General features: G+C 72.6%; 2 protein-coding genes. One reads left to right on the top strand and one right to left on the bottom strand.

Translation table 11 applies throughout. The features are described from left to right. Positions 1-430 (top strand): hypothetical protein (locus LQV45_RS28230; protein WP_230010246.1); only part of this gene is annotated, 430 nt, incomplete at its 5' end. Between the two features lie 66 nt (positions 431-496). Here LQV45_RS28230 and LQV45_RS28225 read toward each other — a convergent pair. Next, positions 497-2,023, bottom strand: a 1,527-nt coding sequence (locus tag LQV45_RS28225) for an FAD-dependent oxidoreductase (protein WP_230010244.1), incomplete at its 5' end; no start/stop codon positions are given.

The raw sequence follows: 2,023 nt of genomic DNA, 5'->3' as shown, positions 1-2,023 counted from the left end.
CGGCGAGGGGTCGCAGGACGTCGCCCCCGCACCTCAGGGTGTCGAGCAGGTGGAGGAGGGCGCGGAGGTCGCCACCGCATCACCCTCCCCGGGGGTTCCCACCGCATCACCCTCCCCCACCGATGCACGGGAAGGATCGGTGGAACCGGGGACGGCCGAGCCGTCGGTGTCCGCGCAGAGAGCGCCCGCACCCGCCGTGCCCGGCCTGATCACGGGAATCATCGTCCTCGTCGCCGGAGTGGCGATCATGGGGTATCGCGGACCCGTGTACGCAGCCGCCGCGAGAGCGGAGGCGCGGTGGTTCGCGAGAGGTTCCGGCGACCGTGCTCGGCGGCTCCGGAGCCCGTTCCCCGTCGCCGTCGTGGGTGCGTTCGGTGCACTGACGGGCGTCGTGTTGATCGGCTACGCGCTGTGGGGGTTCTCGAGCTGATCGTCGTGGCGGCTATTCGGGCGAATCGCCGTCGATGAAAGAGACGCCCCCGATCGGGAACCTTCGTCAGTAACCCGCGAAGGCGTCGGTCGTGAGCGACGTCGCGCGCGACAGCGCGGGAGCGAGCGACGCGATCAGCCGCGGCGGTCCGGACACGTAGGCCGCGCGCCGCGCGATGTCGGGAACCGCGCGAATGAGCGCGTCGGCATCCACCCGGTCGGGACCGGCCCACACCCACCCCGCGGGCAGATCCCGCGGCTCATCGCGGCAGAACACGACCACGGGGATGCCGCTCGCGGCGATGTCGTCGCGGAACGCCAGCTCGCTCGCCTCCGAGACGACGTACACGAGCACGACGTCGCGAGCCTGACCGGTCGCGGCGAGGTGCCGCAGCTGCGAGACGAACGGCGTCACCCCGATGCCGGCCGCGACCAGCAGCACGGGCGCGGTCGGACGCGCGGGCAGCACGAAGTCGCCCCAGACGCCGGTGACGGCGAGCGTCCCGCCGACGGGGACCTCGGCCAGGGCACGCTTGTACGACGACCGCGAGCCGTCCTTGAACGCGATACGCACGGTCGGCAGATCCTCGGGCGCCGAGGCGATCGAGAACTCGCGGCGCGTGCCGCGGGAATCGGCGCGCCGGTGCGGGACGTCGAGCTCGAGGTACTGCCCCGGCGAGAAGGAGAAGGGCCGCGCGGCGCGGAAGGTCAGCTCGCGCACCGTCGGGGTGAGGTCGCGTCGCGCCTCCACGCGCAGCCGTACGGCCGCGCGCAGGCAGAACAGGAACGCGACGAGGTTGCCGATCAGCAGCGCCCGCTCCTGACCGAGGGTGATCCCGCCGAGGGCGATCGGCCAGCCGGCGAGCACACCGACCACCACCGCCACGAGGAACTGCTGACGACGGCGCGGCGGCAGCGTCAGGGGCTCGGACAGCATGAAGGCGCCGAGGAAGAGGAACGGCGACGAGAACGCCACCTGCAGCAGTACCGCCGGCACGTCGACGGGGAACCCCGCGGCCTGGAACTGCACCGTCGTGCGGACGAAGGCCACCGCCCCGGCGACGACCCAGAACACCGCGACGATCGCGAGACGGTCGGTGCGAGCGAGCAGCAGCAGCCCGAGGACCAGGACAGGCCCCGCCAGCCACGGCGTGCCCACCCACCACGCCGATCCGCCGAGGTCGGGCGCCCACACGCTCACGATCGTCAGCACGGTCGCGCCGGTCGCCGCCGGGTTGAAGATGTGCCGTCCGCGCCACACGAGAAGGTACTTCGACAGGGATGCCACGACCCCCGCGAGCACGAGTCCGGCCAAGCCGAGGGGCTCCAGTGTCGGCCGCACGACGAACAGCAGGATCGCGGCGGTGATGAACGAGGACTCCAGGCGACGCGGCATCCGGAGCACGCTCTGCGCGGCGATGTCGGCGAGCGCGCACGCGGCCGCGAGCACCGTGGCGCTCACGACGATCTCGAGCGGGTCCGGACCCACGAGACCCGCGAACGACAGCGCGAGGGCGATGACCGTCAGGAGCCCCAGCGACGCGAGGACGAGGCGGTACATCGACACGCGACCGAGCAGGCCGCGGATGCGGGT

The sequence above is a fragment of the Microbacterium sp. Bi128 genome, assembly GCF_918698205.1.
Note: the sequence above shows the minus strand (reverse complement) of the source record. Positions and strands in the feature narration are given on the sequence as shown.